We start from the raw sequence: 26,333 nt of genomic DNA on the forward strand, positions 1-26,333 counted from the left end.
GACATTTCGCTGCCGGTCGAAGTGAAGTCGGCATACGCTGAGGCCGTGACCACGATGACGACCATGACCACCACGACGGCCGGACGGGTCGGGGACCAGGTGAGTCGGCAGACCGACATCGCCAGAGCCGCGGCCCTCATCGCCGACCCCTCCCGCGCCCGCATCCTCAAGGCGCTCAGCGACGGCCGGGCGCTGCCCGCCGGTTCACTCGCCGAGGAGGCCGGGGTCAGCGGCCCGACGGCCAGCTCCCACCTGGGCAAACTCGTCGAGGCGGGCCTCATCACGGTGGAGCCGGACGGCCGCCGCCGGTACTACCGACTGGCCGGGCCCGACGTCAGCACGGCGCTGGAGGCGCTCGCCGTGATCGCGCCGCCGTTGCCCGTCACCTCGCTGCGGCAGAGCAGCGTCAGCAACGCGCTGCGCCGCTCCCGCACCTGCTACGACCACCTGGCCGGGCAGCTCGGGGTGGCCCTGATGGGCGCACTGCTGGAGGCCGGGATCATCGCCGGACACGACGGAGTCCACCGGCCCGAGGAGGCCGTCCGGGACCAGTCCTCCGGCTACGGCCGGGACGTCCGGTACGCGGTGACCGAGGCCGGGGGAGTCGAGCTGGCCGCCTTCGGCATCGACCTGGAGCGGGCGCCGACGCGCCGGGCGGCCGTCCGCTACTGCGTGGACTGGAGCGAGCAGCGGCACCACCTCTCCGGTGCGCTCGGGGCGGCGATCACCGCCCGGCTGTTCGAACTCCACTGGCTGCGCCACGGGGTGAGCCCCCGGGTGGTGCACGTGACGGAGGAGGGCGCCCGGGGGCTGGCCGAGACCTTCCGGGTGGAGATCGGGACCTGACGCAGTCCCGGCAGGGGTATCGGGAGTCCGGGCCTTCCCGTCCACCGGTGGACGAGTCCGGCGAGCGGAGCTCCACCTTCCGAGGACCACCGGAACGCTCTCCTCCGTCGGCGGATGACGGGCCGCGCGGGGCAGCCGAAGCTGGATACCGCACGGTCCTGAAGGGCTTGCCGGACGCCAGTCAAACGGATAGGAGAACGTCTGAATGGCCACTCTCACACAGTCCATGATCGACTCAACGGCCCGTCACGTGACGGTACTTCGCAACTTGCTGTCCGACGATGGGCTCGAGTCCATCGGGTGGGACCACTGGGTCCAACCAGGGCGCGCCGGAACGGACATCCACGAGATCTACACCACCGACGGCCACCAGATGGCGACCGCCCAACTGATCAGATTCGGCGCCGGTGCCCACGGAGATCTGCACGAACACCTGGGGTACGAGCTGATGTTCGTGCTCCAGGGCGAGCTGGTGAACGACAACGGTGACCGCTACCGGGTCGGTGACCTCGTCATCGAGGAGCCCGGCAGTGTGCACCAGATGACCACCGAGACCGGCTGCACGCTGCTCGGCATCCGCGAAGCCCCCGTCGCGCCCCTGCCGTAGCGGCCGTTCGGCCCACGGCGGCGCCCCCGGCCAGATCCTGGCCGGGGGCGCCGCCGTTCTCGGGAGGGTCGGTGCGTGGGCCGGGTCAGTACGCGAGCCGGGGTCGCAACTCGCCGACGGCCAGGCCGATCAGCATGATCGCCGCTGCCACCGGGCCGAGGTAGCGGGCGTCCGTCCAGGTCATCAGCAGTGCGCCGACCGCCCCGGAGAGCGCCAGGCCGGTGTAGCAGGCGGTGGAGGTCAACAGGATGGAGAACGGCGCCGCGGCCGGGTTGAAGCCGATCAGGCGGTGCTGGATCGGGACGATCAGCACCCAGCCGCAGTACCCCCAGACCACGGCCGCCAGTAGGGCGGTCAGCGGCCGGTCGGCCGACCACGGGGTCAGCGCCAGGTTGATCAGGCCGATCAGGCCGCAGCCGCGGATGACCCGCCGGGCGCCGAGCCGGTCGGTCAGCCGGGCCGAGGTCAGGGCGCCGGTGAGAGCGGCCGCGCCCCAGGCGCCGAGCAGCAGGGCGAGCCTGCCGCCGTCGGTGCCGGTGCCGTCGTGGAAGAGCTGGGCGGCGTAGCTGTACGGGGTGAACAGCCCGCAGAAGACCAGGGCCGTCATCAGCAGGGTCAGGCCGATCCGGGAGTCGGCGAGCGGCGCCAGCCCCCGGGAGGGGCGGATCGGCGCGGTGGCGGGGAGGCCCGGCGTCAGGAGCGCGACGCAGACCGCCGCGAGGGCGCCGAGCGCCGCCACGAAGTACATCGCGAGGCGCCAGTCGGCCAGGGTGGCGAAGGCGACCCCGGTCGGGATGCCGAGGGCGGCGGCGGCGGTGGAGCCGCCGCGGACGGTACTGAGTGCGAAGCCGCGTCGGTGGGGCGGCACGGTCGACACCGCGGTGACGGTGCAGATCGGCAGGAAGACGGCCCCGCCGAGGGCTGCCAGGATGCGGCAGGCCACGACGAGGCCGAAGTCGGGCGCCAGTCCGGTGAGGACGTTGCCCAGGACCAGGAGGCTCAGCCCGGCCAGCATGACGGGCTTGCTCGGCCAGCGCAGTGCGGCGACGACGGCGGGGGAGAGCAGCGCGTGCGCGAGCGCGTACGCGATGATCACCTGCCCGCCGACCGGGATGCTGACGTGCAGGGCCGCGGCCATCTGCGGCAGCATCCCGGCCAGCAGGAAGCTGTCCGTCCCGACGGCGAAGGTGCCGAGGGCGAGGGCGAGGAGGCCGGCCCTCGTGAAGCGCTCCAGTTCCATGATTTCGGATTCCCCGATCGGTGCGGGGGCTTCAGCCGGCCAGGGACGGCGTCAGCGGCGGTGTGGCGGTGCCGTGCACCGACCCTCGGCCGGAGAACCGGATGACCAGATCGAGGAGTTCGGCGTCGAGCATCTCGTCCGCGTCGCGCAGCGTGCCGTCCTCGGCGAAGAGCCGGGCGCCGAAGCCCTTGGTGATCTCCAGCTGGATGGCGGCGGCCGGGTTGCCGAGGGTGTAGTCGATGTCGAGCGCCTTGCTCGTCGCCTCCTGGAAGTTGCCCGCGAGCCGCCGGTTGAGGTCCTCGATCTGCTCCAGCAGCACCCGGACGCGGGCCTGTTGCTCCGGCGTGAGGGCCGGGTGCAGCAGCTTCATCGCGACGTGGTCGATCTTCACGTGCCGGGCCTCGTCGAGGCCGTGGGTGTGCAGCAGGCGGGTGAAGAAGTGTGCCCGCTGCGGGTCGAGGGCGTCGGTGCGGTGCTCGTACACGGTGATGACGGACTCGCCGACGTACGCCGAGAGACAGAGCGCGACGAGCTTGACGTACGGGTGGTCGTCGGTGCGGAAGACGGCCAGCCGTTCGGTGAACAGGCCCTGGAAGACCCGGGGTTCGACGCCGGAGATCTCCCGGGCGTAGCGGTAGAAGGTGTTGGCGTGCTGGATCTCCTCGGCGGCGAAGCAGGAGAGCGCGTGGTGCAGCTCGTGGCTGGTGTTGATGTCGTCCCGGAGGTCGTGCAGCTCGCCCATGATCAGGGCCAGCACGGTGCTCACGTGCCGTTCGATCTCGGCGAGTTGGGCCAGCTCCTTGGTGATGTAGGCGACGGCCGCCGCTTCGTGGCCGGGCTCGCCGAAGGCGACCTGGGAGAGGTACGCCAGCTCGTCGGGGGTGGCGGCGGCCGTCCAGTCGAAGGCGCCGGGGTGGAAGGTGTTGATGTGTGCCAGGTGGGTGACGGTGGCCAACTCGCTGCGCACCGCCTCGGCGACGGCGGCGAACTGGGGGTCGGTGGTGGTGGCGGTCATGGCGGCGCTCCTCGTACGGCGGAAGGTCGGTGGCTCGGTCAGCCGGCGGGGGGCGGGGTGACCCGGGTGGAGAGCTCGATGCCCTCGCCGAGCGGCAGGTCGATGGAGACGTAGTCGCCGCCCTCGGCACGGACCCGGTCCAGGTACTCCTGCGGCATCATCGAGAGGTTGTCCGCGACGATCACGGTGCCGGGCCGCATCTTCGGCGCCAGCAGGTCGAGCATCGGCAGGCAGAGCTCCTTCCAGCCGTCGAGCAGGACGAGGTCGACCGGCCCGTCGAGGTCGGCGAGCGTCTCGCGGGCGTCGCCCTCGCGGATCTCCACCAGATCGGCCAGCCCGGCGGCTTCGAGGTTCTTCCGGGCCTGGGCGACCTTGTGGCCGTTCATCTCGGAGCCGACGACCGTGCCCACGCCGTTCTCCCGAAGCGCGGCGGCCAGGTGGATGGTGGAGATTCCGTACGAGGTGCCGAACTCCACCACCCTGACCGGGCGGAGCGTCCGGACGAGGTGGTGCAGCATCTGCCCGACCTTGGGCTGCACGGGCAGCAGCGCCTCGGTGGTCAGCTCCACGCTCTCGGCGAGGGACGGGGGCTCCTCCCGCCCGGCGACGAGGGAGAGCGCGTGCTCGACGACGGCGTCGTCGGACTCGGACGCGCGGTAGAGCTCGGCCAGCACCTGGCGGACGGCCGGGGCGTTCAGGCCGGTGCCGGTGGGGTTTTCGGTGGTCTGCTCGGTCATTCGGGGGCTCCCAGGGTTACGTGAGGGGGTCAGCGGAGGCCGCTCTTGAGGTAGCTCTGGGCGTTGTAGATCGTCCGGTCGGGGTCGGTGATCGCCCGACGGCCATGCATCACACGGGTGTTGTCGATCAGCGCGACATCGCCGTCCTGCCAGGCGAGGTCCTCCGTCTCCTCCTCCGCGAGCTTCGCCAGCTCGGTGAGCAGCTCGGCCGGGATCTCGCTGCCGTCGGCGAAGGTGATCCGCGGCGGCTCGTAGTTGTAGGAAGGGCCGAAGATGCTGTTGGCCCAGGAGAGCCGCTCGCCGAAGAGGGTGGTGCGGGCGGCGGGGGCGCGGTAGGCGTAGGTGACGGAGCCGTCGGCGGCGGGCTCGACGGTGGTGGAGTCCTGGTCGGTGATGAGCGCGAGGAAGTCCGCCAGGGTGATCTCGGCGAGCGGCTTGGCGCCGCCGAGCTGGTGGAGGACGAAGGTCTTCCACTTGTCCTCCTCGACCCGGCGGCTGTACATCACGTCCTGGCCGGTGAAGGCGGCACGGGCCCGGTCGGCGACGCGGTCCCAGACCCGGTAGCCGTCGCAGACGGTGGTCTGCGAGCCGATGGCGGCGGCCTTCTCGCAGAGGAACCACGTCAGGTCCGGGACGAAGGGGCTGTTCCCGTTCTCGATGTGCAGGCCGAGCGCCTGGACGCCCGCGTCGACCTTCTGGGCGACGTCGCCGCCGTGGAAGGACCGGGCCGGGTCGAGGGTGACGCGCTCGGAGTGCGCCTTCACGAAGGCCGAGAACTCCTCCAGCGAGGGGGCGAACCCGCGCAGCAGCAGGAAGCCGGCCTCGGCGAGCAGCCCGACGACGTGCGCCGGGTCGAGATCGGCGAGGGTCTGCCCCTCGGCGCCGGGGCGCAGCAGCCTCCCCGCGCCCTTCCCGTACGGCTCCTCGATGGGCTGCGTGGGCATGTCCGGCTCCTTCCCGTCCAAGGACGCGTGCAGGGATTCGTTCGGGGGTGTGTCCAAGTCGTGGTTGGTGATGGCAAGTTCGAGTGCCGCCCGGACGGGGCGGCCGGTGACGGTGAAGTACCGGCGGAAGGCGGGGCTGTCGGCCTCGGCGAGGTGGACGGCCCGGACCTGCTCCACCTCGGAGAGGTGCTCGGCGCCGAACTCGGCGATCGCGGCCCGCGCCGCCTCCGGGTCGGTATCCGGAGCCAGCACGAACAGCCCGTGCAGCTCCGGGAGTTGGTTGCCGACGACGGCGACGGCCTGGACGAACGGCAGTCGGGCGTACTGGGCCTCGACCCACTCGGGGGCGATGTTGCGCCCGGCGGAGGTGATGATGACGTTCTTCTTCCGGCCGGTGATCCGGATGAAGCCGTCCTCGATGCTCGCCAGGTCGCCGGTGTGCAGCCAGCCGTCCACCAGGTCGCAGCTGGACGGATCGTCCCGGGTGTAGCCGGCGAACAACGAGGCGCTCCTGACCAGCAGTTCGCCGTCCGGGCCGAGCCGGGTCTCGACGTGCGGCAGTGGCCTGCCGACGGTGCCGATCCGGCGCGATCCGGGGGTGTTCCAGCTGACCACCGAGCTGTTCTCGCTCAGCCCGTACCCCTCGTACACGGGCACCCCGAGCTCGTCCAACTCCCGCAGCACGTCCGGGTGGACGGGTGCCCCGCCGCAGCAGAGCACCGGCGCCTGCGTGGTGCCGAAGAGCGTCTCGGGGACGCTCGCGCCGGCCGCCAGTGCCGCCCTGGCGGCGTGAGCGAGCTCGGTGACCAGGCCCGGGGTGGCGACCAGGGCGGTCGGCCGGGCGGCCCGCAGGTGCGGGAGCACGGCGCCGACGGCGGTGGCGGAGGTGCCGATCAGCTCCGCCTCCGGGGGTAGCAGGGTGACGCTGCCGCCGTCCAGCAGCACCAGGTAGAGCCCGGTGACCTGCTCGATGAGCAGGCTGAACGGCACCGTCGAGAGGTAACTGGTGAAGGCGGCCGGGGGCATCGCGCCGTGCAGCGACGCGAGCAGCGCGTCGATGCCGAGGGCACGGATCCGGACGCCCTTGGGGCGGGAGGTGGTGCCGGAGGTGTGGATGACCTTGCAGATCCAGTCCTCGGTGGTCTCCCGCGCCCGGTACGGCTCCGTCGCGCCCGCGCTCAGCTCCGCCAGGTCGACCCGCACGACCCGGCAGCCGGGCGCCAGGGCGGCGGCCTGCCCCCACTCGTCGAGTCGGGCCTGCCCGGCCGCGTCGACCAGCAGCAGGTCGGCCTCCTCCAGCAGGCCGGCGGCCTGCTCGGCGCTGAAGGCCAGCGGGACGGGGATCTCCACGGCGCGGGCGGCGAGCAGCGCCAAGTCCGCGACGACGAACTCGGGGGTGTTGGCACAGACGACGCCGACCCGGCTGCCCTCGGCGAGGGTGCCCGCGAGACGCTGCGCGGCCCGGGTGATCTCGCGGTAGCCGTGCACGGTGGCGGCCCCGCCGGCCGGGTTCAGCACCCGGACCAGCGGCCGGTCGCTGTCGGCGTACCGCCGCAGGGCTTGCTCAACTGCCAGCAACGCTGAACACCTCCTCGGTGCGTTCGGTGTCGGCCGGGGCCTCCGGCTCGATGAAGGCGTATCTGCCGGTCATCTCGGCGAAGAGCGAGGACACCCCGCGCAGCGAGATCACGCCGACCTGCGGCTCCTGGTCGTAGTACGTGCCCCAGGCCCTGCGCTCCTCGGGGCCGAGCACCACGGGGTCGGCGTCGTCGAGGGGGGTGAAGGTGATGTCGGACCGTTCGAGGGCGTCGCGCAGGGCCCTGGTCGTGGTGCAGAGGATGTACTCCATGCCCATGAACCAGGAGACGACCGGGGTGATCCGGATCATCTCCTGGCCTGCGCCGCGCTCCTTGCTGGCGAGGGCGCCGACCTCGACGATCCGCTCCCGGGGGACGGTCTCGCCGAACTGCTTGGAGATGACGACGTCGATCGGGTCGTCGAGGTACCGCTCGGAGAAGAACCGGCCGTCGGAGGCGCGGCTGATCCCGACGCAGCTGCTGATCCCGGTGCCGTCCTCGGCCCACGGGTCGGAGTGGGCGACGATGAAGGAGTCCGGCGAGGGCCGGATCTCGGCGCCGTAGGCGTGGCTGTAGATCTGCCGCGCCAGGCGGGTCGCGCCTAGCCATAGACGGGAGTTGCGCTGGGCGACACGTATCTTCATGGTGAGTCCTTCGGTCTGGTCCTCGGACTTCACCGCTGCACGGCTGGTTGACTCACTGCCGTGCAGCGAGAGCCTGGGACGTGGCCCCGAGTGCCGGGAGGCGGGCTGCCCACGGGGCGGCGCGTTCCAGCTGGCCTGCCAGCGAGAACAGGCCGGCCTCGTCGCCGAAGCGCCCGGTGAAGTGGACGCCGACCGGCAGTCCGTCGTCGGTCCAGTACAGCGGCACCGACATGGCGGGCTGCCCGGTCAGGTTGGCGAGCGGCGTCTCGTGGACGAACTCGACCGCCCGGCGCAGCTGTTGCTCGGGTGTGCCGACCGCGAAGGTGCCGAGGGGCGGGGCCACCCAGGCGGTCGTCGGGGTGAGAAGCACGTCGTAGTCCTCCTGGAAGGCGGCCAACGCACGTGCAGCACGCTGGAGGTGGCCGACCGAGAGGAGGTAGTGGGCCGCGCCGAGGCGCTGGCCCTGCTCGTAGAGCAGCCAGGTGAGCGGCTCGATGTCGCCGGGCTCCGGGCGGCGGCCCAGCAGACCGGCGGAGGCGATCACCGCGGAGGAGACCCCGGCCGCCCAGATGTCGAGGAACGGGTCGACGAGATCGGCGAAGCCCACCGGCGGTGCGGCCTCGACGACTTCGTGGCCGAGCGCGGCGCACAGCTCCGCCGCGTGGCGGACGGCGGCGAGGCTCGCGGCGTCCAGGGTGCCGAGGGCGGGGCGGGTGCTCACCGCCACCCGCAGCGGCCGGGCCGGGTCGACGGCGGCAGCCGCAGCGTACGAGGCGGGGCCCGGCGAGGTGGGGCCCGGCGAGGTGGGGCCGGGCGGGGCCGGGTACGGGTCGCCGAGGGCGGGCCCGGCGATCGCGTCGAGCACCGCGGCGCTGTCCCGGACCGAGCGGGTGACGACGTGTTCGGAGGCCATGCCGTTCATCAGGTCACCGACGGCGGGCCCGAGTGGGGTGCGGGCCCGGGTCGGCTTCATCCCGAAGACGCCGCAGACGCCCGCCGGGATGCGGATCGAGCCGCCCGCGTCGCTGGCGTGCGCCACCGGCACCAGACCGGCGGCCACGGCGGCCGCCGCGCCACCGCTGGAACCGCCCGAACTACGGTTCAGATCCCAGGGGTTGCGGGTGGCGCCGTGGTACGCGGGCTCGGTGGTGGGGAGCACGCCGAACTCGGCGGTGTTGGTCTTGCCGAAGACCTGGAGCCCGGCGGCCCGGAAGCGCAGCCCGAGTTCGCTGTCGGCGGCCGGGACGAACCCGGCCAGGAAGGCGGAGCCCGCGGTCGCCTCGATGCCGCCCAGGGACGGCCCCAGATCCTTCAGCAGGAAGGGGAGCCCGTGCAGCGGCCCGCGATCCTTCTCAGCTGCGGGCGCCGCCGAGGCAGCGGCCAGCGCCTGTTCGAAGTGGCGGATGACGACCGCGTTGACGTCGGTGTCGTAGCGCTCGACGCGTTCGATCGCGGCTCGGAGGAGCTCCCGGGCGGTGATTTCGCCGCGTGCGACGAGGCCGGCCTGATCATGCCCGTCCAGTGCCCGAAGTTCTTCGAATTCCTGCACTTTCGCCCCCCTTGTCCGCGTCCTGGGCAGTCCGGGACTGCTGCCCGTCAGTCCGGTGATTTCCGGGCCGGATTTTCAGGCCTTGGCGCTGACCGCATTCCAGCCGACATCGGCGCGGTCCTGGGTGTGCGGGTCGGCGGAGACTCCGGATGAGGCCCAGGCGCCGACGAATGCCAGCAGGCCGACGAGAAGGGGCGCGAGAATTCCGGTGGTGATGGTCGCGGGGCGGGCCTGGACGGCGATTCCCTGATTCATGAAACCTACTCCTCGGTTGCGAGCTGGCCCCGGAGGCGGCCATCTTCCCCGGGCTGACCTGCGACGATGCTGCCAGCGACAGAAAGCGGAAGCTGTAATCCGTATACCGTGGAACGTCTGCGAATGTGTCCCTGGCTGCCCGGTCAACGATCCCCCTCCCCATCGCGGAGCGAAAGATCTACCGTGGTTCGGATTACCGCACCTTCCAGGAAGCGAGGTATGCAAGTGAACGCAAACCGGCAAGAATCGGACATCTCTGGCGGCTCGCTCCGCGACATCGCCAATGCCCTCGCCGACCTCTCCCGACGCGTTGACCACGCTGCCGAGCTCGAAGCGGCTCCTCCCCTCCCGGCGGCCGGTGCGGCGGCGCCCGCGCAGCCGAGAGAAGAGGCGCGCGGCGAGTTCCAGGGGGACGGGCAGATTCCATCCGTCCGGCACCTGCAAGGGCTACCAGAAATCAACAACGAGATAAAGAAAGCACTCGACACTGTCAGATTCGAGGTGCTGACGGCGCAGCCCGACGGCCCCCGCCCCGGCCCGGTGCTCGCCGACGCCCTGGAGGCGGTGCGTGCGCTGCTGGACCGGCAGGTCTCGATGCGGACGCTCTACCAGCACAGTACCCGCTTCGACGAGGCGACCAAGGACTACGTCCGGGCCGTGACCAGGCTCGGTGCACAGGTCCGCACCCTCCCCGAGTTCTTCGACCGGGTGATCATCATCGACCGGGCCACCGCCTTCATCCCCGCGAACGAGGACAAGACCCGGGCGACGAAGGTCACCGACCTCGCGGTGGTGCGCTTCCTGGCGGACACCTTCGACCGGGCGTGGGACCGCGCCGCCCGCTTCCCGTTCTACCCGACCTCCGCCACCCAGGCGGCCATGGAGGTGATGCCGGCCGTCCGGCTGGCCATCTGCAAGCTGCTGGTCGAGGGCCGCTCGGACCGTGAGATCGCCCGCCGGCTCGGCCTGAGCCAGCGCTCCCTGCAGTCCCACGTGGCTCGGTTGAAGGAGGAGTTCGGCGCTCAACACCGCTTCCAGCTCGGCTACATGATGGCCTGCAGCGGCGACCAGCGGCGGGACATGGCCGGCTTCGACGACCTGGCCGACCTGAACACCCCCGTCCGGGCCTGCTGACGTGCGCATGTCCGGCTGGGCGGAGGGCCGGCCGGCCGGACAGGCCGTCGAGCTGACGGAGTGTCCACCATTCGGACCGCCGAGTTCCGGTGCACCCCGCGCGGTTCCTTATGTCTTATCCATCCGTGTATCTCCCCACTCGGGGCCGTCCCAAGAGAAATGACGAGGTGCCCGCGTTGACGACAATTCACGACCTTTCCGCGAACGAGAACGCCTATGCTCCGCTGCCGTCGGTATTGGAGGTCGTGCGCGCCGCAGGTGAGCGGCTGCAGCGCTACCCGGACCGCTTCTGCCGCGAGTTGACGGCAAGCCTGGCCGAGCGTCTCGCCGTGCCCGCCGAACACATTGCGCTCGGCGTCGGGTCGGTCGGTCTGATTCAGCAATTCGTCCGTTCGGCAGCCGGCGCGGGCGAGGAAGCGCCAGGCAGGGAAGTAGCGTACGGCTGGCCGTCGTTCGAGGCGTACCCGCACCTGACCCGGGCCTCCGGCGCCGAGCCGGTGCAGGTGCCGCTGCGGGCGCACACCTTCGACCTCGACGCGCTCGCCGGGGCCGTCACGGAGCGGACGCGGCTGGTCTTCGTCTGCAACCCCAACAACCCCACCGGCACGGTGGTGCGGCGGGCCGAGCTGGAGCGCTTCCTCGACCGGGTGCCGGAGCGGGTCACCGTCGTGCTGGACGAGGCGTACCGCGAGTTCGTCCGCGACGCAGAGGTGCCGGACGGCATCGAGCTCTACCGCGACCGGCCGAACGTCGCGGTGCTGCGGACCTTCTCGAAGGCGTACGGGCTGGCGGGCCTGCGGGTCGGCTACGCCGTCGCGAACGAGCCCGTCGCGGCCGCGCTGCGCGGGCAGGGCACGCCGTTCGGGATCAACGGCCTGGCGCAGGCCGCGGCCGTCGCCTCACTGGGCGCCGAGGCGGAGTTGATGGCCCGGGTCGAGGAGCTGGTCAAGGAGCGCGGGCGGCTCGTGGCGGGCCTGCGCGCCACCGGGTGGACGGTGCCCGAGACGGAGGCCAACTTCCTCTGGCTGCCGCTGCTCGAAGAGTCGGAGGCCTTCGGGGCGGCGTGTAGCGCGGTCGGCGTGGGGGTACGCACCTTCCCGGGGGAGGGCGTGCGCATCACCGTCGGCGCCCCCGAGGCGAACGACCTGGTGCTCGGTGTCGCCGCCCGGCTCGCCAGCTGACGCAGCGTCAACAGCCTGGCAGGCCCTGCCCGTCGGGTGACCGGCAGGGCCTGCGCGGCGTTCGGTGCGCCGCCCCCCGGGTTTCTCCCCTCGTGTTTCTGTACTGCGCTGACCCGAACCATCGAGCCCCTTTTCTTCCCCGTCCAGCGGCGGCAGAGTCTTGGCATCGAACAAGAATCCTCTCCACGCCGGCACCGGAGGAATTTCCCATGCCCCGCACGCCGCCCGCATCCGGTCAACTCGACCGGACCGGTTCGGAACTCCTCGAATCGCTGCGAACGACCCTCGACGGCATCGACCGGCGACTGCTCGACGAACTCCGCGCCAGGCTGGAGATCTGTATCGAGATCGCCCACGTGAAGCGCGAGCACGACGTGCCGATGATGCAGCCGCACCGGATCGGCATCGTGCAGGAACGCGCCGCGCAGTACGCCGAGACGCACGGGATGAGCGGGACTTTCCTGCGCGGGCTCTACGAACTCATCATCGCGGAGACCTGCCGGGTCGAGGACCTCATCATCGACGGCCCGTCGGCGCCCGCCGGAGCCGCAGTCACCGACACGAACCGATGAACGACATCCGGAACGCTCCCCACGAATCGCTCCGGAGAAGGAACGGGCCCTCATGCGCACACTTCTGATCGACAACTACGATTCTTTTACCTACAACTTGTACCAGTTGCTCGGTGAGGTCAACGGTCGTCCGCCAGTCGTCGTGCGCCACGGCGCCGACTGGTCCGCGATCGACCTCGACGAGTTCGACGCCATCGTCATCTCGCCCGGCCCCGGCCGTCCGGACCGCGCCGAGGACTTCGGCATCAGCGCCCGCGCCATCCTGGAGAGCGGACTGCCGGTGCTCGGCGTCTGCCTGGGCCACCAGGGCATCGTGCACCTCTTCGGCGGCACCGTCACCCACGCCCCGGAGCCGATGCACGGCCGCGAGGCCCTCGTCACGCACGACGGCACCGACCTCTTCACCGGCATCCCCAGCCCGTACACCGTCGTCCGCTACCACTCGCTGGTCGGCGCCGACATCCCCGCGGAGCTGGAGGAGACGGCCTGGACGACCGACGGAATCCTGATGGGCGTGCGGCACCGCACCCGCCCGATCTGGGGCGTGCAGTTCCACCCCGAGTCGATCAGCAGCGAGTTCGGCCGCGAACTGCTCGCCAACTTCCGTGACCTCGCCCTCGGGCAGGCGCCGCGCGGCGAGCGGATTCCCGTCGACTACTCCGTCGCCGGGGCCCCGCGCCCGGTCGTACAGCCGGAGACCTCGGCGTACGACGTGCACGTCCGCAAGGTGCCCGCACTGCCCTGCCGCGAGGCCGTGTTCCGCGAGTTCTACGCGGATTCCGAGCACGCCTTCTGGCTCGACAGCAGCAATGTCGTCGAGGGCATGTCGCGGTTCTCCTTCATGGGCGACGCCGACGGCCCGCTCGCCGAGTACCTCACCTACAGCACGCTCGACGGCGCGGTCAGCGTCAAGCGCCCGGGGAGCAGCCAGGAAATCGTCGAGAAGCCGTTCTTCGACTACCTCCAGGAGCAGATCTCCGCCCGCGCCACCGCCGTCCCGGAGGGCCTGCCCTTCGACTTCAACCTCGGCTACGTCGGATATCTCGGCTACGAGCTGAAGGCGGAGACGGGCGGCGACCTCCGGCACAAGGCGGAGACGCCGGACGCCTCGCTGGTCTTCGCCGACCGGATGATCGCCTTCGACCACCAGGAGAAGACCTCCTACGTGCTGGCGCTCTCCAAGGACGGCGACGACGCCTCGGCGCTCGCCTGGCTGGACCGGGTCGGTGACCGGCTGGCCGATCTGGCGGTCAACCCGCCCGCCGAGTTCGCCACCTGGCCGGAGCTGTCCGCGACCTTCGAGGGCGTCGGCATGACCGACCCGTCGCTGGCGGAGAAGATCAGCTTCCAGCACGACGAGGCCGGCTACCTCTCCCGGATCGACGACTGCCACGTCGAGATCCGCAACGGCGAGTCGTACGAGGTCTGCCTGACCAACACCGTCAGCCTGCACGGCCGGATCGACCCGCTGCGCACCTACGCGCACATGCGCCGGATCAGCCCGGTGCCGTACGGCGCGTACTTCAACTTCCCCGAGGTCGCGGTGCTCAGCGCCTCGCCCGAGCGGTTCCTGACGGTCGGCACCGACCGGGTCGCGGAGTCCAAGCCGATCAAGGGCACCCGCCCGCGCGGCGCGACCCCGGCCGAGGACGAGGCGCTGCGGCTCGACCTGCTCAGCCAGGAGAAGGACCGCGCCGAGAACCTGATGATCGTGGACCTGCTCCGGAACGACCTCAACATCGTCTCCGAGGTCGGCTCGGTGCACGTGCCCAAGCTCTTCCACGTGGAGACGTACGCACCCGTGCACCAGCTGGTCTCCACCATCCGGGGTGTGCTGCGGGCCGAGGAGTCGGCCGTCAGTGCCGTCCGGGCGGCCTTCCCCGGCGGCTCGATGACGGGTGCGCCGAAGGTCAGGACGATGCAGATCATCGACCGGCTGGAGGAGGGTGCGCGCGGCATCTACTCCGGCTCGGCCGGCTGGTTCTCGCTGGGCGGCGCGGCCGACCTGAGCATCATCATCCGCACCCTGGTCGCGACCAAGGACCGCACCACCTTCGGGGTCGGCGGGGCCATCATCGCCCTGTCCGACAAGGACGAGGAGTGGCAGGAGACGGTCGTCAAGTCCCGTGCGATGGTCTCCGCCTTCCTGGCCACCGCCGAATTCCCGGTCGAGGCACGGTAGTCGTGACCACTGCACCCTCCTCGCAGCTGCACAGCTGCGTCGTCGTCGGCGGGGCCGGCGCGGTCGGCGCCCTGTTCGCCGACTCGCTGCTCCGCTCGGGCCGGGCGGTGACCGTCGTGGACACCGGCCGGGCCCCGGAAGGCGTCCGCCAACTGCGGGGCGACATCACCGACATCGGCCCGGAGCTGGCCGCCGTGCTCGCCGCCGCCGACCTGGTGGTGCTCGCCGTGCCGGAGCCGGTGGCGCTGGCCGCCGTCAAGGGCGTGGCGGCCGCGATGCGCGAAGGCGCACTGCTGGTCGACACCCTGTCGGTCAAGCAGTCGGTGGTGGCGGCTATCCGGGACCAGGCGCCGAAGGTCGAGGCGCTCAGCCTCAACCCGATGTTCGCCCCGTCGCTCGGCTTCGGTGGCCGCCCGGTGGCCGCCGTTGTCGTCCAGGACGGCCCACTGGTACGGGAGTTGATCGGGCTGGTGGAGAGCTGGCAGGGCAAGGTGGTCGAGGTGACCGAGCGGGAGCACGACCGGCTCGCCGCCGCCACCCAGGCCCTGACCCACGCCACGGTGCTCTCCTTCGGCCTGGCACTCACCGAACTCGACATCACCATCGGCGAGTTGCGTGCGGTGGCGCCCCCGCCGCACGACACCCTGCTCGCCCTGCTGGCCCGGATCGCGGGCGGCACCCCCGAGGTCTACTGGGACGTCCAGTCGGCCAACCCGCAGGCCCCTTCGGCGCGCAGCGGGTTGGCGGCCTCGATCCGCCGGGTCGCCGACCTCGTCGAAGCAGGTGACGAGACGGGCTTCGAGCACCTTCTCGGCCGCCTGAAGGGGTTCCTGGGCCCCGAGCTCGACCACTACCGCGACACCTGTGCCCGGATCTTCGAGGCGCACACGTGAAGCACCCCGAACGTACCGAATTTACCGAACGTGCCGAACTTGCCGATCAGCCCCACGCATCCCGGAAGGTAACCACCATGTCCGAGTTCGCCCTCACCGTCCTGAGCCCCGACCAGCGCGTGAAGCTGGCCGAGGACACCACCGTCGGCGGCGGCAACCTGCTCCGCTCGGCCATCGCGGCCAACCCGCACCCGGAGCTGGCCTTCGTCCACTCGCCGCGCCCGGTGGTCAACACCGACGGGCAGCCGCAGTACGACTTCAGCCTGGTCGAGATCGACGAGCTGGCCCAGAGCTGGTCGGTCTGGTACCTGGCCAAGGGCGTGCAGAAGGGCGACCGCGTCGCGATCTTCATCGACGACTCCTTCGCCTACCACGTGCACTTCTACGCGCTGGCCCAGATCGGTGCCATCGCCGTCCTGCTCAACTCCAATGCCTCGCAGTTCATCGCGAGTTCGCTGATCGAGCAGACCGGCCCGGTCGGCCTGTACGCCTCCCGCGGCCGGCTGGACGAGCTGGGCGACGCGCTCGGCAAGCTCACCAGCCTGCTCTGGACCCAGGCCGAGGACGAGCTGCCCGCCCCGCCGAAGGCCACCCTGCCGGAGAAGGCGTACTGGAAGCACTCGCCCTCCGACCCGGTCACCATCCTGCACTCCTCGGGCACCACCGGCCGCCCGAAGCCCACCATCCACACCCACGAGTCGATCGCGGCGGGCCCGAAGTTCCGCCTGGTCGACCACAAGGAGCCCGCGGGCGGCCTGATGATGACGGCGCTGCCGCAGTCGCACCTGGGCTGCGTCGCGTACACCGTCTACGCGGTGCTCGGCGGCACCCCGCTGGTCGCCCTGCGGGACGGCAGCGGTGAGGAGTTGGCCGCCGCCGTCGAGAAGTACCAGCCGACCTCGGTGATGTCCTTCGCGCACGGCTACACCGAGATGGCCGCGCTGGAGCTCCCGGCGGGCACCATCGACTCGGTCAACGTCTGGATCTCGATCGGTGACGCGCTGCACCAGGCGCACATCACCAAGGTGCTTGAGCAGCGCAGCGCGAGTCGTACGCCGGCCCAGTTCCTGGACCGCCTGGGCACCACCGAGCTGGGCTGGGGCGTGCTGCTGAAGGCCCGGACGCTGGAGTCCGAGCGCAACGACCGCTGCGCGGGCAAGCCGGTCGGTGTCGCCGAGGTCGCCATCCTGCGCAAGGACGGCAGTGTCGCGGAGGACCGCGAGATCGGCTTCCTCGCCGCCAAGGGCCCGGCCATCACGCCCGGTTACTGGAACGACTCGGCCACCACCTACAGCTTCAAGCTGAACGGCTTCTGGCTGACCGGCGACATGGCCTACCGCGACGAGCACGGTGACCACTTCCTGGTCGACCGCGCGGTGGACGCCATCGAGACCGAGCACGGCACCGCCTACTCGGTGCACATGGAGGAGGTCCTGCTGCTCGACGTCCCCGGCATCGAGGACGCGGCGGTGCTGGCCGGCCGGGCCGGCGGGAAGACCGTGCCGGTCGGCGTGGTCACCGTCTCCGAGGACCTGAGCGCGGACAAGGTCTTCGCCCTGGCGAACGAGGCGCTCAAGGCGGCCGGTCACCAGGAGCTGGGCTTCCTGGAGATCGTCAGCGACGAGCACGACTTCCCGGTCGGCGTGACCGGCAAGGTGCTCAAGCGCGAGCTGCGCGACAAGTACGCCTCGCTGACCGACTACGTCGCCGACGCGGCCGGCAAGAAGATCGCCGCCAGCTTCTGAGATCTGGCGGAACCCCGTTTTACACTCAAGGATGGCCGGTGGACCGCTTGTTAAGCGGTCGCCGGCCATCCGGCGGGCCCGGCTCGGGCCTGCCGACGGACAGTGGATCGACCATAGTGGAGATGTCTGCATGACCGAGAACACCACCCTGGCGAAGAGCACCGAGGACACCCCCCGGGTCGACTTCTACTTCGACCCGGCCTGCCCGTTCGCCTGGATCACCTCCCGCTGGATACTCGAAGTCGAGCAGCTCCGCGACGTCGACGTCAGGTTCCGCATCATGAGCCTGTACGTCCTGAACGAAGGCCGCGAGGTGCCGGACTGGTACCGCGAGCTGATCGACAACTCCTGGGGCCTGATCCGGGTCGTCGCGGCCGCCGCCCGGCACCAAGGTGACGGAGTCCTGCGCGATCTCTACACCGAGCTCGGCAACCGCATCCACCCTGGTGGCAACAAGGACTACCTCGCGGTGGCCAAGGAGGCGCTGGAGGCGCTCGGCCTGCCCGAGCACCTGCTGAAGGCGGCGGAGAGCACCGAGTACGACGCCGAGATCCGCAGGAGTCACCACGAGGGCATGGACCCGGTCGGCGACGACGTCGGCACGCCGACCATCCACCTGGACGGTGTCGCGTTCTTCGGCCCGGTGCTGAACGTCATCCCGCGCGGTGAGGACGCCGTCAAGATCTTCGACGGCGCGCTGGCCCTGGCGCGGTACCCGCACTTCTTCGAGCTGAAGCGCACGCGTACCGGCAAGCTCGACTTCAACTGACAAGGCTCCCGCGCGCGGGCCGGACACCTCCGGGTCGACGGCCCGCGCGCGCACTTCCCCGGAAAGGGGCGAACGGCATGGGCGACACCTCCGCCCCGGCGGCGAAGCCGGAAGCATTCATACTCACCGGATCGTTCCTGGCGATCTGCCGGGCGCCGCTCTATCTGCGGGAGCTCTCCCGGCGCGGCCTCAAGGTCCTGCTGATCACCGGCTCGGTCTGGCGCGAGCAGGCCGTCGCGGGGACGGCCGACCCGGCGCACCCGGCCTCCGTGATCGACGACATCGCCTTCGTCGAGGGCTCGGTCGACGTGGACGGCTCGTTCAACTCCGGTGTCGTCGCGGCCGTGCAGGCCTGGCGGGAGCAGTACACCGTCGTCGGCATCTACGCCGCGGGCGAGACCCTGGTCGAGCCGACCGGGATCGTCGCCGACGCGCTCGGCCTGCCCTCGCCGGGCCTGCGGGCCTCCCGGGCCTGCCGCAGCAAGTACCTCCAGCGCTTCTACCTCCCGGAGTTCAGCCCCGCCGCGGTGGTCGTCCCGGCCGGTGCCCGGGAGGCCTTCGACCCGGCCGGTGTCAGCTACCCGGCCGTGATCAAGCCGGCCACCCGGCACTCGAGTTCGGGCGTCGAGACGGTCGAGGACGAGGCCACGCTGCTCGAACTGCTCATGGGCTACCCGGAGCACGAGACCATCCTGGTCGAGCAGAAGATCATCGGCCAGGAGTACTCGGTCGAGAGCCTGATCCAGCGCGGCAAGGTGATCTTCTCCTCCGTCACCCGCAAGGAGACCACCGACGCGCACGCCAGCACCTTCGTCGAGCTGGCGCACACCGTCTCCGGCGAGCCCGGCACCGAGCGCGACACGCTGCTGGACGCCAATCACCGGATGCTGACCGGCCTGGACTTCCAGGACGGCATGACGCACTCCGAGTGGCGCCTCGACGCCGAGGGCCGCCCGTACCTGATGGAGGTCGCCGCCCGCACCCCCGGTGACGGCATCACCGTGCTCTACCACCTGGCCACCGGCAGCCCGCTGGAGCCCGAGATCATCCGGATCGCCCTCGGCGAGGACGCCGCCTACCCGGCGCCCACCCGGCACGCCCGGCAGGTCTACCTGGAGCACACCCCCGGCGTCCTGGAGGGCGTCACCGTCGACTGGCCCGGCATCACCCCGCAGTGGGCCGGCGAGGGCGACCTCTGGCCCGAGGTGCCGGTCGGCGAGGCCGGTGACCCGCCGACCCTGCGCGCCGTCTTCGTCCAGCAGGAGCAGGGCCGCTACCTCGGCCCGCTGCTCAGCTCGGAGGACCGCGTCGGCAACTTCGTCATCGACGCGCCGACCGCCGCCGCCCTCGACGAGCTGGAGCAGCGCGTCCGGGCAGCCGTGACCGTGCGCACCCGGCCGGGCGACCCGGCCTGACACCTCCCCCCTGCCCCGGAGCGCGCCGTGGCGTGCCCGGGGCAGAGGTGACGAAGTACTCCCGCCGACCTCCCCCTCGCGGCGACGCCGCCATGTACTGGTTGTAGTGCCCACCCAGGCGGAGCGTGAGGAGGCCTGGAGTTCGTTCGGGAACGGCCCGGTCCACAGCCGCTGAGCAGCGTGGGCCCGCGAGGTCCGCGAACCGTCACAGAATGGGATCTTGAGTTGGCATCAGCACCGGCACCGAGCAGGCCACTATGACGACGATCGCCGACCCCGTGACGCCCGCCGACGGCGAGGCGCTCGGCGCCCCCCGCCGCCTGGTCTGGCTGCTCGCCGTCGCCTGCGGGCTCGGCGCGGCCAACCTCTACTACTGCCAGCCGCTGCTGCCGAAGATCGCCGAGACGTACCACGCGAGTTCCGGCTCCACCGGCGTGCTCGTCACCACCACCCAGATCGGCTACGCGCTGGGCCTGCTGCTGCTCGTCCCGCTCGGCGACATCGTCCGCCGCCGCAGGCTCGTCTGCGTGCTGCTCTGCCTCGAAGCGGCGGCCCTGGTGCTCTCCGCCCTGGCACCCGGCCTGCCGGTGCTGCTGGTGGCCGGCACCGCCGTCGGGCTGGGCGCCAGCGTGGTGCAGATCCTGCTCCCGTACGCGGCGACGATCGCCGCCGAGCACGAGCGCGGGCGGGTGGTCGCGACGATGCTCACCGCCGTGCTGGTCGGCATCCTGCTCTCCCGCACCATCGCCGGGCTGGTCGGCGGCGCGCTCGGCTGGCGGGCGATGTTCGCCATCGCGGCCGTGGTCGCGCTCGCCTTCTCCTTCACCCTGGCGAAGATCATGGCGGCCACCGAACCCGAGGTCGACATCTCGTACCGCAGCCAGCTGCGGGCGACCTGGCAGCTGGCCCGGACGGAACCCGTGCTGCGGCGCCGCTCGGTGATCGGCGCCTGCGTCTTCGGCAGCTTCGGCGCCTTCTGGGCGACGGTCGCCTTCCTGCTCTCCGGCTCGCCGTACCACTACGGCGAGTCGGCGATCGGACTGTTCGCGCTGGTCGGCGCGGCGGGCGCGATCGCCTCCAAGGTCACCGGCCGGGCCGCCGACGCGGGTTGGCAGCGGCCGCTCACCGGCCTGCTGACCGCCCTCGGCGTCGCCTCCTTCGCCGTGATGTGGCCCGGTCACAGCAGCCTGGCCTGGCTCATCGTCGCCGTGCTGGTGATGGACATGGCCGTCCAGGGCACCCACCTGCTCAACATGAGCGTGGTCTACAGCCTCACCCACGTCGCACGGGCCCGGATCGCCTCGGTCTACATGACCTCGTACTTCGTCGGCGGCGCCCTCGGCTCCGCCTCCGGCACGGCGGCCTACCGGCTGGCGGGCTGGGGCGGGGTCTGCGCGGTCGGCGGCGCCTTCATGGCCGTCGCGCTGCTCACCTGGGCCCGCGACGCGCTCGCCGAGCAGCGGGCGGTGCCCGGGGGAGAGGGCTGAGATGTCCCCCGGGAGGCGTGGTGCGGCCGGTCGTCAGGCCGCGCGGGCGGCGGCGACGAAGGCGTGGATGAGGGCGTGGTCCTTGACCCCGCGGCTCGACTCGACGCCGCTCGACACGTCGACGCCCCACGGCCGGGCGGCCCGCACGGCGGCGGTGACGTTCGCCGGGGTCAGGCCGCCCGCCAGCAGCCAGTGCCCCTGCGGGCGGGCTTGGTCGAGCACCGCGAGGTCCCAGCGCTCGCCGGAGCCCGCGACGGGGGAGTCCAGCAGCAGCATCTCCTCGCCGTACGCCCCCGTGGTCAGCTCGGTGCCGCTGTCGAGCGTCGTCGCCCGGAGCAGCCGCAGCGGCAGCCCGGCCAGCTCCTCGAACGCCTCCCTCGGGTACGCGCCGTGCAGCTGCAGGGCGTCGACGCCCGCCGCCAGCGCGAGCCGCCCCGCTTCGGCCGCCGGGACGCCGCTCGCAACACCCACGGTCAGCACCTGCGCCGGCACCGCTGCGGCGAGCTGCCGCGCCACCTCGGGCTCGACCCGCCGGACGCTCTCGGTGAGCAGGAAGCCCACCGCATCCGCGCCTGCCGCGACCACCGCCGCGACGTCACCTTCGTTGCGTACCCCGCACACCTTCACGAACATGCCCGCCAGCCTAGAGGCTCCGTCCGGAGCCGGGCCACCCGCGCCCCTCGGGGCAACGTCCTCACGGGTTTTGGCAGTTGCGCAGACCCGAACCGTCGAGGTGCTGTTGCCGGTCGGCCGGGCCACGGCATGCTCGGCTCACCCCCATCCCACCGTTCCGTCCCCACGAGCGAGGCTCTGATGACTCAGCAGGTCACACACGTACTGGTGGGCTACAGCCCCGTGATGCTCGCCAAGCTGGACACGTTCCTACCGGAGCGGTCCGTCCTGGTGCTGGAGGAGCCCGGCGTCATCGAGGCGCGCGGCGCGGTCGAGCAGGTCGCGGGGCTGCGCTGCGTGGCCGAGCTGCGGCCCGCGCCGACACAGGACGAGGAGCACCCGGAGCGGGTGATCGAGGCGGTGGACCGCCCGGCTGGGGTGCAGGTGGTGGTGCCCGCCGCCGAGTACGGCGTGGTGATCGCGGCGGCGCTGGCGGAGGCGTGGGGGCTGCCGGGGGCGGGGCCGAAGGCGGCCAGGGTGCTGCGCGACAAGGCCGTGCTGCGCCGCACCGTCGACGGCAGCGGGATAGCCCAGCCCGCCTTCGCGACCGTCACCTCGGCGGCCGAGGTGGAGGCCTTCCGGGCCGCGAACGGGCGTGAGGTCGTGGTGAAGCCCGCCAACCGGCAGGCCAGCCTCGGCGTCCAACTCCTCGACGAGGCCGACGACTCGGCCACCGCCTGGGCGCACGCCACCGAGGCCGACGAGCCCGCGCTGCGGGCCAAGTACGAGGGCGCCGCGCGCTTCCTGGTCGAGCAGCGGCTGTACGGCCCCGAGGTCAGCGTCGAGGCGCTGGTGCACGAGGGCGTGGTGGGCTTCTGGAACGTGACGGCCAAGAGCGTCCAGGACTCCAGGTACCCCGTCGAGGTCGGCCACGCGCTGCCCGCCGACCTGCCCGCCGACACCGTCGCCGGGCTGCGCCGGGCGATCCAACAGCTCGCCACCGCCGTCGACTTCCGCAGCGGCATCCTGCACGCCGAGTGGATCCTCGCGGACGGGCGGCCGCACCTGGTCGAGTGCGCGGGCCGGCTCCCCGGCGACGGCATCACCGTCCTGCTCGACCTGGCCTACGACAGCGACGTGCTGGTCAACCTGATCCAGGTGCTGTCCGGCGCGGGCGCCGTCCCCGAACTCCCCGTCACCCAGGGCGCCTCCGTGCGCTTCGTCACCGCGCCCCCCGGAGTGGTCACCGCCGTCGACGCCGCTGCGGCGGAGGCCGCCCCCGGCGTGTACGAGGTGCACCTCAACCTCGCCGCCGGGGCGACCGTGCGGGCCGCCACCAGCTCCTGGGAGCGGGCCGGGTTCGTCATCGCCACCGGGCCGGACACCGCCGAGGCCGCCCGCCGGGCCGAGCACGCCGCCGGGCTGGTCGACATCCGGACCACCGAGACGGACGGGGCCGAGTGATGGGGCTGCCTTCGCCGCGCGACTACCTGCCCAGCAGCCCGGCCGGGCGGACCTTCGCCGTCGTCTCGCTGATCAGCGCGATCGGCACCGGCCTCTTCCTGGCCGGGTCGACGATCGTCTTCGTCCGGTCGGTCGGGCTGTCCACCACCGAGGTCGGTCTCGGCCTGGCCATCGCCGGTGCGGTGGGCTTCCTGGTCACGGTGCCGATCGGCGCGGTGGCCGACCGGATCGGCCCGCAGCGCACCCTGATCGTGCTGCAACTCTGGCGGGCCGGCTGGTTCGTCGGGCTGACGCTGGTGCACGGCGTGGTCGGCTTCACCGTGGTCGCCTCCTGCCTGGCCGCCGCCGAGGGCGCGACTCCGGCCATGAGCCAGGCCGTTGCCGCCGCCACCACCGAGGCCGAGGACCGCACCCGCACCATGGCGATCATCCGCACGGTGCGCAACGTCGGCTTCTCGCTGGGCGCGCTGCTCGCCGCTCCGCTGCTGACGGCCGAGAGCCCGTGGGCGTACCGGGGGATCGTGCTGGGCAACGCCGCCGCGTTCGTGCTGGCGGCCGGGCTGCTGGCCCGGCTGCGGCTCACCACCGGCGCCGCGCCGCGCAAGGTCAGCCCGCTGACCGCGATCAAGGGCTTCCGGGACTGGCGCTACCTGGTGCTGACCGGCTTCAACGGCGTGATCAGCCTGCACGGCACCATCCTCTCGGTCGCCATCCCGCTCTGGACGCTGCAGGCCACCAAGGCCCCGGCCGGGCTCGTCCCGGTGCTGATCCTGGTCAACACCCTGCTCGCCATCGCACTGCAGGTGCCGTTCTCCAAGAAGGTGGACAGCCCCGCCGGTGCCGCCCGCGCGCTGCGCCTGGGCGGCGTCGCACTGGCCGCCAGCTGCCTGGCGCTGGCCGCCGCCCACGGGCGCACCGCCCTCTGGGCGGGGGCCGCGCTGGTGATCGGCTGCGCGCTGCTGACCTTCGGCGAGCTGTGGCAGGCCGTCGGCGGCTGGGAGCTGTCCTTCGCGTACGCGCCGGAGGAGAGCCGGGGCATCTACCTCTCCGTGTTCAGCCTGGGCGACACCGGGCAGCGGATCGCCGGGCCGGCCGTGCTCACCGGGCTGGTGATCGCCGCCGGGCCGCTCGGCTGGGTCGGGCTGGCGGTGGTGTTCTGCGCGGCCGCCCTGCTGGTCGTCCCGGTGCAGCGGCTCCTGGAGCGGCAGAGCTCCGACCTGACCGTCGCCACCGTCACCAACTGACCGCCCGACCGCCCAAGAAAGGCAACTCGCGATGAAGGACATTCTGCTGGTCGGCGTCGGCACGATGGGCCGCCCCTACCTCGACGCGGCGCTGCGGCTCGGCCTCGCCGTCCGGTACGTCGAGGCCAACCCCGACGACGACCGTGCCCCCCACTACCGCATCGCCAACGGGCTGGAGGAGACCTGGCTGGACGGCGTGCAGCGGGCGATCCTGGACCGGGTGCCGGACGGCATCGTCGCGTTCGCCGAGCCGCACGTGCTGGCCGGTGCGCTGGCGCAGCAGCGGCTCGGCCTGCCCGGCCCGTCGCTGCACGCCGCCACCATCTCTCGGAACAAGGCGCTCCAGCGCAACGCCTTCGCGGCGCACGGCGTCCCGCAGCCCGCGTACCTGCAGACGGACGACCTGCGGGCGGCCGAGCAGTGGATGCTCGACCACCTGCCGGTGGTGGTCAAGCCGCTGTCCCTCAGCGGCAGCACCGGCGTCGAGCTGGTCGCCGACCGGGCGGCGGTCGACGACGTGATCGCGCGGCGTGCGGCCGAGGGCCGCCTGATGGTCGAACAGGCCATTTTTGGGCCGGAGTTCAGCTGGGAGGCGCTGGTCAGGGACGGCGAGGTGCTGTTCGAGAACGTCACCGAGAAGGCGACCACCCCGCCGCCCGCCTTCGTCGAGCTGGCACACCGTCCGGGCCACGACTTCACCGACCCGGCGGTGGCCGCCGGGGTGGCGGAGCTGACCCGGGGCGTGGTGAGCGCGATCGGGATGGGCACCGGCCTGGTGCACCTGGAGTTCCGGGTCGGCCCGGACGGCGTCCCGGTGCTGATGGAGGTCGCCGTGCGCACCCCCGGCGACTACATCCCCGAGGCGATCAGCCTGACGTACGGCTTCGACCTCTACGAGGCGGTGCTCCGGCTGGCGCTCGGCCTGCCCGTGGACGAGCTGGTCAACACCAAGCCCGTCTCGCACGCGGCGACCTTCTTCCCCACCACCACCCCCGGTACGATCACCGCGATCGACGGCGTGGACGAGGTGCTGGAGCACCCGGCCGTGGTCCGCGTCCGGCTGCGCAAGCAGGTCGGCGACCTGGTCGAGCCGCTGCTCTCCTCCGACCAGCGGATGGGCCACGTGCTGATCAACGCCGCCTCGCCCGAGGAGCGCGAGGCGGCGTTGGACTACGTCCGGCAGCGGCTGGTGATCACCACGCAGCGGTAAGCAGCCCTTTCGGGAACGCCCAAAGGCCCAGGTCGGAGCACATCCGACCTGGGCCTCCGTGCGTCCAACCCCCTTCGTATAGCTGCCTGATAGCTGCCTGATAGGGCCCGGATAGGGCTCTGATAGGGCCCGGTCCGACGCTGGGTCGTGGCAGATCTCCCGTCCGGGGAGCACGAGGAAGGGAGAGGGCTGATGGACGCTGGCGACCGCCGGGAGGTCTTCGACGCCGGCGTGACGCATGTCTGGCACGGGACGACCTCCGGCCCGCTCAGCGCGGACGACCTCGCCGTGCTCTCGGTCGCCGAACGCGACCGGGCCCGGCAGATGGCCGAACAGGCGGGCCGGCACTACGCGGGCGCGCACGTCGCCGTCCGCCGGATCCTGGCCGGCTATCTGGACACCGCACCTCCCCGGCTGCGGATGGGGCGGCTGCGCTGCCCCGAGTGCGGCGGCACCGACCACGGTGCGCCGTGCGTGGTGTGGCCGCCGAGCGAGCTGACCTACAACCTGTCGCGCTCCGGCCCGCACTGGCTGCTGGGGATCACGGCGGGCTACCAGCTCGGCGTGGACCTCGAAGCCTCATTGAACTTCGTCGACGCGGAGCAGGTGGCACCGATGGTGCTCTCCGCGAGCGAGCTCGCCCACCTGAGAGCCCAGCCGGACGAGGACCGGCGCTTCGCCGAGTTCCTGCGGTGCTGGACTCGCAAGGAGGCCGTGCTCAAGGCGAGCGGCATCGGCCTGATGGCCGACGTCAGCTCGGTCGACGTACAACCCGCCCTCCCCGGGCCGGTGTTCGTCCGGCACTCCGCCGTGACGGGCCCCGGGGCCTGGGTGGTGGAGGACCTGCACATCGGCGGCGGCCGCTGGGCCGCCATCGCCCGCGAACCCGCGGGCGCCGGAGAGCTGGTGGTGCGCGCCTACACCCCGGCTGCGTACACCCCGGCAACCAGGAACGAAAACAGCGTACGCGGAACCCGCGCGGACGCTCGTGACCACAGCTTGACCAGCTGA

23 protein-coding genes are annotated in these 26,333 nt (G+C 71.8%); 15 read left to right on the forward strand and 8 right to left on the reverse strand.

Annotated features, from left to right (window positions below):
* Window positions 1–54 precede the first annotated feature (54 nt).
* Together ACR68M_RS19075 and ACR68M_RS19080 are read left to right on the forward strand one after the other, a co-directional pair.
* Window positions 55–846 carry an ArsR/SmtB family transcription factor gene (locus ACR68M_RS19075; protein ID WP_441251649.1) on the forward strand — a complete coding sequence of 264 codons (792 nt, stop codon included), beginning with the start codon at window positions 55–57 and terminating at the stop codon, window positions 844–846.
* Window positions 847–1,114: 268 nt separating this feature from the next.
* The gene (locus tag ACR68M_RS19080; protein ID WP_441245308.1) at window positions 1,115–1,453 is read left to right on the forward strand and encodes a cupin domain-containing protein; all 339 of its coding nucleotides are present in this window, start codon (window positions 1,115–1,117) and stop codon (window positions 1,451–1,453) included.
* An 85-nt stretch (window positions 1,454–1,538) separates the two neighbouring features.
* Here ACR68M_RS19080 and ACR68M_RS19085 read toward each other — a convergent pair whose 3' ends face one another.
* The 7 genes from ACR68M_RS19085 to ACR68M_RS19115 all read right to left on the reverse strand — a co-directional run bounded on the left by ACR68M_RS19085 (window position 1,539) and on the right by ACR68M_RS19115 (window position 9,414).
* Complete coding sequence (locus ACR68M_RS19085) at window positions 1,539–2,693, reverse strand: MFS transporter (protein WP_441245309.1); 1,155 nt, start codon at window positions 2,691–2,693, stop codon at window positions 1,539–1,541.
* Window positions 2,694–2,724: 31 nt separating this feature from the next.
* On the reverse strand, window positions 2,725–3,708 hold the full coding sequence (locus ACR68M_RS19090) for a hypothetical protein (RefSeq protein ID WP_441245310.1): 984 nt from the start codon (window positions 3,706–3,708) through the stop codon (window positions 2,725–2,727).
* Window positions 3,709–3,746: 38 nt separating this feature from the next.
* Complete coding sequence (locus ACR68M_RS19095) at window positions 3,747–4,445, reverse strand: O-methyltransferase (RefSeq protein WP_441245311.1); 699 nt, start codon at window positions 4,443–4,445, stop codon at window positions 3,747–3,749.
* Window positions 4,446–4,474: 29 nt separating this feature from the next.
* Window positions 4,475–6,967, reverse strand: coding sequence for an AMP-binding protein (locus ACR68M_RS19100; RefSeq protein ID WP_441245312.1), 2,493 nt, complete (start codon window positions 6,965–6,967; stop codon window positions 4,475–4,477).
* Window positions 6,954–7,610 (reverse strand): thermostable hemolysin, encoded by a 657-nt coding sequence (locus ACR68M_RS19105; protein ID WP_441245313.1) that lies wholly within the window; start codon window positions 7,608–7,610, stop codon window positions 6,954–6,956. The genes ACR68M_RS19100 and ACR68M_RS19105 overlap by 14 nt, the downstream gene beginning before the upstream one ends.
* 52 nt (window positions 7,611–7,662) lie before the next feature.
* Window positions 7,663–9,159 carry an amidase gene (locus ACR68M_RS19110; RefSeq protein ID WP_441245314.1) on the reverse strand — a complete coding sequence of 499 codons (1,497 nt, stop codon included), beginning with the start codon at window positions 9,157–9,159 and terminating at the stop codon, window positions 7,663–7,665.
* 75 nt (window positions 9,160–9,234) lie between these two features.
* On the reverse strand, window positions 9,235–9,414 hold the full coding sequence (locus ACR68M_RS19115) for a hypothetical protein (RefSeq protein ID WP_441245315.1): 180 nt from the start codon (window positions 9,412–9,414) through the stop codon (window positions 9,235–9,237).
* 219 nt (window positions 9,415–9,633) lie between these two features.
* Between ACR68M_RS19115 and ACR68M_RS19120 the strand changes: the two genes are divergently transcribed.
* From ACR68M_RS19120 to ACR68M_RS19160, 9 genes are all read left to right on the forward strand, one after another.
* Window positions 9,634–10,548 (forward strand): LuxR C-terminal-related transcriptional regulator, encoded by a 915-nt coding sequence (locus ACR68M_RS19120; protein WP_441245316.1) that lies wholly within the window; start codon window positions 9,634–9,636, stop codon window positions 10,546–10,548.
* Window positions 10,549–10,658: 110 nt separating this feature from the next.
* Complete coding sequence (locus ACR68M_RS19125) at window positions 10,659–11,729, forward strand: histidinol-phosphate transaminase (protein WP_441245317.1); 1,071 nt, start codon at window positions 10,659–10,661, stop codon at window positions 11,727–11,729.
* Window positions 11,730–11,938: 209 nt separating this feature from the next.
* The gene (locus ACR68M_RS19130) at window positions 11,939–12,301 is read left to right on the forward strand and encodes a chorismate mutase family protein (protein ID WP_441245318.1); all 363 of its coding nucleotides are present in this window, start codon (window positions 11,939–11,941) and stop codon (window positions 12,299–12,301) included.
* A 52-nt stretch (window positions 12,302–12,353) separates the two neighbouring features.
* Window positions 12,354–14,483, forward strand: a complete 2,130-nt coding sequence (gene pabB / locus ACR68M_RS19135) for an aminodeoxychorismate synthase component I (RefSeq protein WP_441245319.1) — start codon at window positions 12,354–12,356, stop codon at window positions 14,481–14,483.
* 2 nt (window positions 14,484–14,485) lie between these two features.
* Window positions 14,486–15,376 (forward strand): prephenate dehydrogenase/arogenate dehydrogenase family protein, encoded by an 891-nt coding sequence (locus ACR68M_RS19140; protein WP_441245320.1) that lies wholly within the window; start codon window positions 14,486–14,488, stop codon window positions 15,374–15,376.
* A gap of 77 nt (window positions 15,377–15,453) precedes the next feature.
* Entirely contained in the window at window positions 15,454–17,121 is a 1,668-nt protein-coding gene (locus ACR68M_RS19145) for an AMP-binding protein (RefSeq protein WP_441245321.1), read from the forward strand.
* Window positions 17,122–17,251: 130 nt separating this feature from the next.
* Window positions 17,252–17,890, forward strand: coding sequence for a mycothiol-dependent nitroreductase Rv2466c family protein (locus ACR68M_RS19150; RefSeq protein WP_441245322.1), 639 nt, complete (start codon window positions 17,252–17,254; stop codon window positions 17,888–17,890).
* A 77-nt stretch (window positions 17,891–17,967) separates the two neighbouring features.
* The gene (locus ACR68M_RS19155) at window positions 17,968–19,305 is read left to right on the forward strand and encodes an ATP-grasp domain-containing protein (RefSeq protein ID WP_441245323.1); all 1,338 of its coding nucleotides are present in this window, start codon (window positions 17,968–17,970) and stop codon (window positions 19,303–19,305) included.
* 257 nt (window positions 19,306–19,562) lie between these two features.
* Window positions 19,563–20,792 (forward strand): MFS transporter, encoded by a 1,230-nt coding sequence (locus ACR68M_RS19160; RefSeq protein WP_441245324.1) that lies wholly within the window; start codon window positions 19,563–19,565, stop codon window positions 20,790–20,792.
* A 33-nt stretch (window positions 20,793–20,825) separates the two neighbouring features.
* On the opposite strand, the gene ACR68M_RS19165 is transcribed toward ACR68M_RS19160, so the two are convergent.
* Window positions 20,826–21,425, reverse strand: a complete 600-nt coding sequence (locus ACR68M_RS19165) for a phosphoribosylanthranilate isomerase (protein ID WP_441245325.1) — start codon at window positions 21,423–21,425, stop codon at window positions 20,826–20,828.
* Window positions 21,426–21,605: 180 nt separating this feature from the next.
* Between ACR68M_RS19165 and ACR68M_RS19170 the strand changes: the two genes are divergently transcribed.
* From ACR68M_RS19170 to ACR68M_RS19185, 4 genes are all read left to right on the forward strand, one after another.
* Entirely contained in the window at window positions 21,606–22,868 is a 1,263-nt protein-coding gene (locus tag ACR68M_RS19170) for an ATP-grasp domain-containing protein (RefSeq protein WP_441245326.1), read from the forward strand.
* Window positions 22,868–24,112: an MFS transporter gene (locus tag ACR68M_RS19175; protein WP_441245327.1), complete on the forward strand. Its 1,245-nt coding sequence runs from the start codon at window positions 22,868–22,870 to the stop codon at window positions 24,110–24,112. The genes ACR68M_RS19170 and ACR68M_RS19175 overlap by 1 nt, the downstream gene beginning before the upstream one ends.
* Window positions 24,113–24,143: 31 nt before the next feature.
* Complete coding sequence (locus ACR68M_RS19180; protein ID WP_441245328.1) at window positions 24,144–25,322, forward strand: ATP-grasp domain-containing protein; 1,179 nt, start codon at window positions 24,144–24,146, stop codon at window positions 25,320–25,322.
* Window positions 25,323–25,514: 192 nt separating this feature from the next.
* On the forward strand, window positions 25,515–26,333 hold the full coding sequence (locus ACR68M_RS19185; protein ID WP_441245329.1) for a 4'-phosphopantetheinyl transferase family protein: 819 nt from the start codon (window positions 25,515–25,517) through the stop codon (window positions 26,331–26,333).

Source organism: Kitasatospora sp. McL0602 (assembly GCF_052076145.1).
Taxonomy (GTDB): domain Bacteria; phylum Actinomycetota; class Actinomycetes; order Streptomycetales; family Streptomycetaceae; genus Kitasatospora.

What these genes read in the sequence shown, in the direction of transcription:
- ACR68M_RS19075 (WP_441251649.1), top strand. Translation starts at nt 55, where the DNA reads ATGACGACCATGACCACCACGACGGCCGGACGGGTCGGGGACCAGGTG.
- ACR68M_RS19085 (WP_441245309.1), bottom strand. Translation starts at nt 2,693, where the DNA reads ATGGAACTGGAGCGCTTCACGAGGGCCGGCCTCCTCGCCCTCGCCCTC.
- ACR68M_RS19090 (WP_441245310.1), bottom strand. Translation starts at nt 3,708, where the DNA reads ATGACCGCCACCACCACCGACCCCCAGTTCGCCGCCGTCGCCGAGGCG.
- ACR68M_RS19095 (WP_441245311.1), bottom strand. Translation starts at nt 4,445, where the DNA reads ATGACCGAGCAGACCACCGAAAACCCCACCGGCACCGGCCTGAACGCC.
- ACR68M_RS19105 (WP_441245313.1), bottom strand. Translation starts at nt 7,610, where the DNA reads ATGAAGATACGTGTCGCCCAGCGCAACTCCCGTCTATGGCTAGGCGCG.
- ACR68M_RS19115 (WP_441245315.1), bottom strand. Translation starts at nt 9,414, where the DNA reads ATGAATCAGGGAATCGCCGTCCAGGCCCGCCCCGCGACCATCACCACC.
- ACR68M_RS19120 (WP_441245316.1), top strand. Translation starts at nt 9,634, where the DNA reads ATGCAAGTGAACGCAAACCGGCAAGAATCGGACATCTCTGGCGGCTCG.
- ACR68M_RS19125 (WP_441245317.1), top strand. Translation starts at nt 10,659, where the DNA reads ATGTCTTATCCATCCGTGTATCTCCCCACTCGGGGCCGTCCCAAGAGA.
- ACR68M_RS19130 (WP_441245318.1), top strand. Translation starts at nt 11,939, where the DNA reads ATGCCCCGCACGCCGCCCGCATCCGGTCAACTCGACCGGACCGGTTCG.
- pabB (WP_441245319.1), top strand. Translation starts at nt 12,354, where the DNA reads ATGCGCACACTTCTGATCGACAACTACGATTCTTTTACCTACAACTTG.
- ACR68M_RS19145 (WP_441245321.1), top strand. Translation starts at nt 15,454, where the DNA reads ATGTCCGAGTTCGCCCTCACCGTCCTGAGCCCCGACCAGCGCGTGAAG.
- ACR68M_RS19150 (WP_441245322.1), top strand. Translation starts at nt 17,252, where the DNA reads ATGACCGAGAACACCACCCTGGCGAAGAGCACCGAGGACACCCCCCGG.
- ACR68M_RS19155 (WP_441245323.1), top strand. Translation starts at nt 17,968, where the DNA reads ATGGGCGACACCTCCGCCCCGGCGGCGAAGCCGGAAGCATTCATACTC.
- ACR68M_RS19160 (WP_441245324.1), top strand. Translation starts at nt 19,563, where the DNA reads ATGACGACGATCGCCGACCCCGTGACGCCCGCCGACGGCGAGGCGCTC.
- ACR68M_RS19165 (WP_441245325.1), bottom strand. Translation starts at nt 21,425, where the DNA reads ATGTTCGTGAAGGTGTGCGGGGTACGCAACGAAGGTGACGTCGCGGCG.
- ACR68M_RS19170 (WP_441245326.1), top strand. Translation starts at nt 21,606, where the DNA reads ATGACTCAGCAGGTCACACACGTACTGGTGGGCTACAGCCCCGTGATG.
- ACR68M_RS19175 (WP_441245327.1), top strand. Translation starts at nt 22,868, where the DNA reads ATGGGGCTGCCTTCGCCGCGCGACTACCTGCCCAGCAGCCCGGCCGGG.
- ACR68M_RS19180 (WP_441245328.1), top strand. Translation starts at nt 24,144, where the DNA reads ATGAAGGACATTCTGCTGGTCGGCGTCGGCACGATGGGCCGCCCCTAC.
- ACR68M_RS19185 (WP_441245329.1), top strand. Translation starts at nt 25,515, where the DNA reads ATGGACGCTGGCGACCGCCGGGAGGTCTTCGACGCCGGCGTGACGCAT.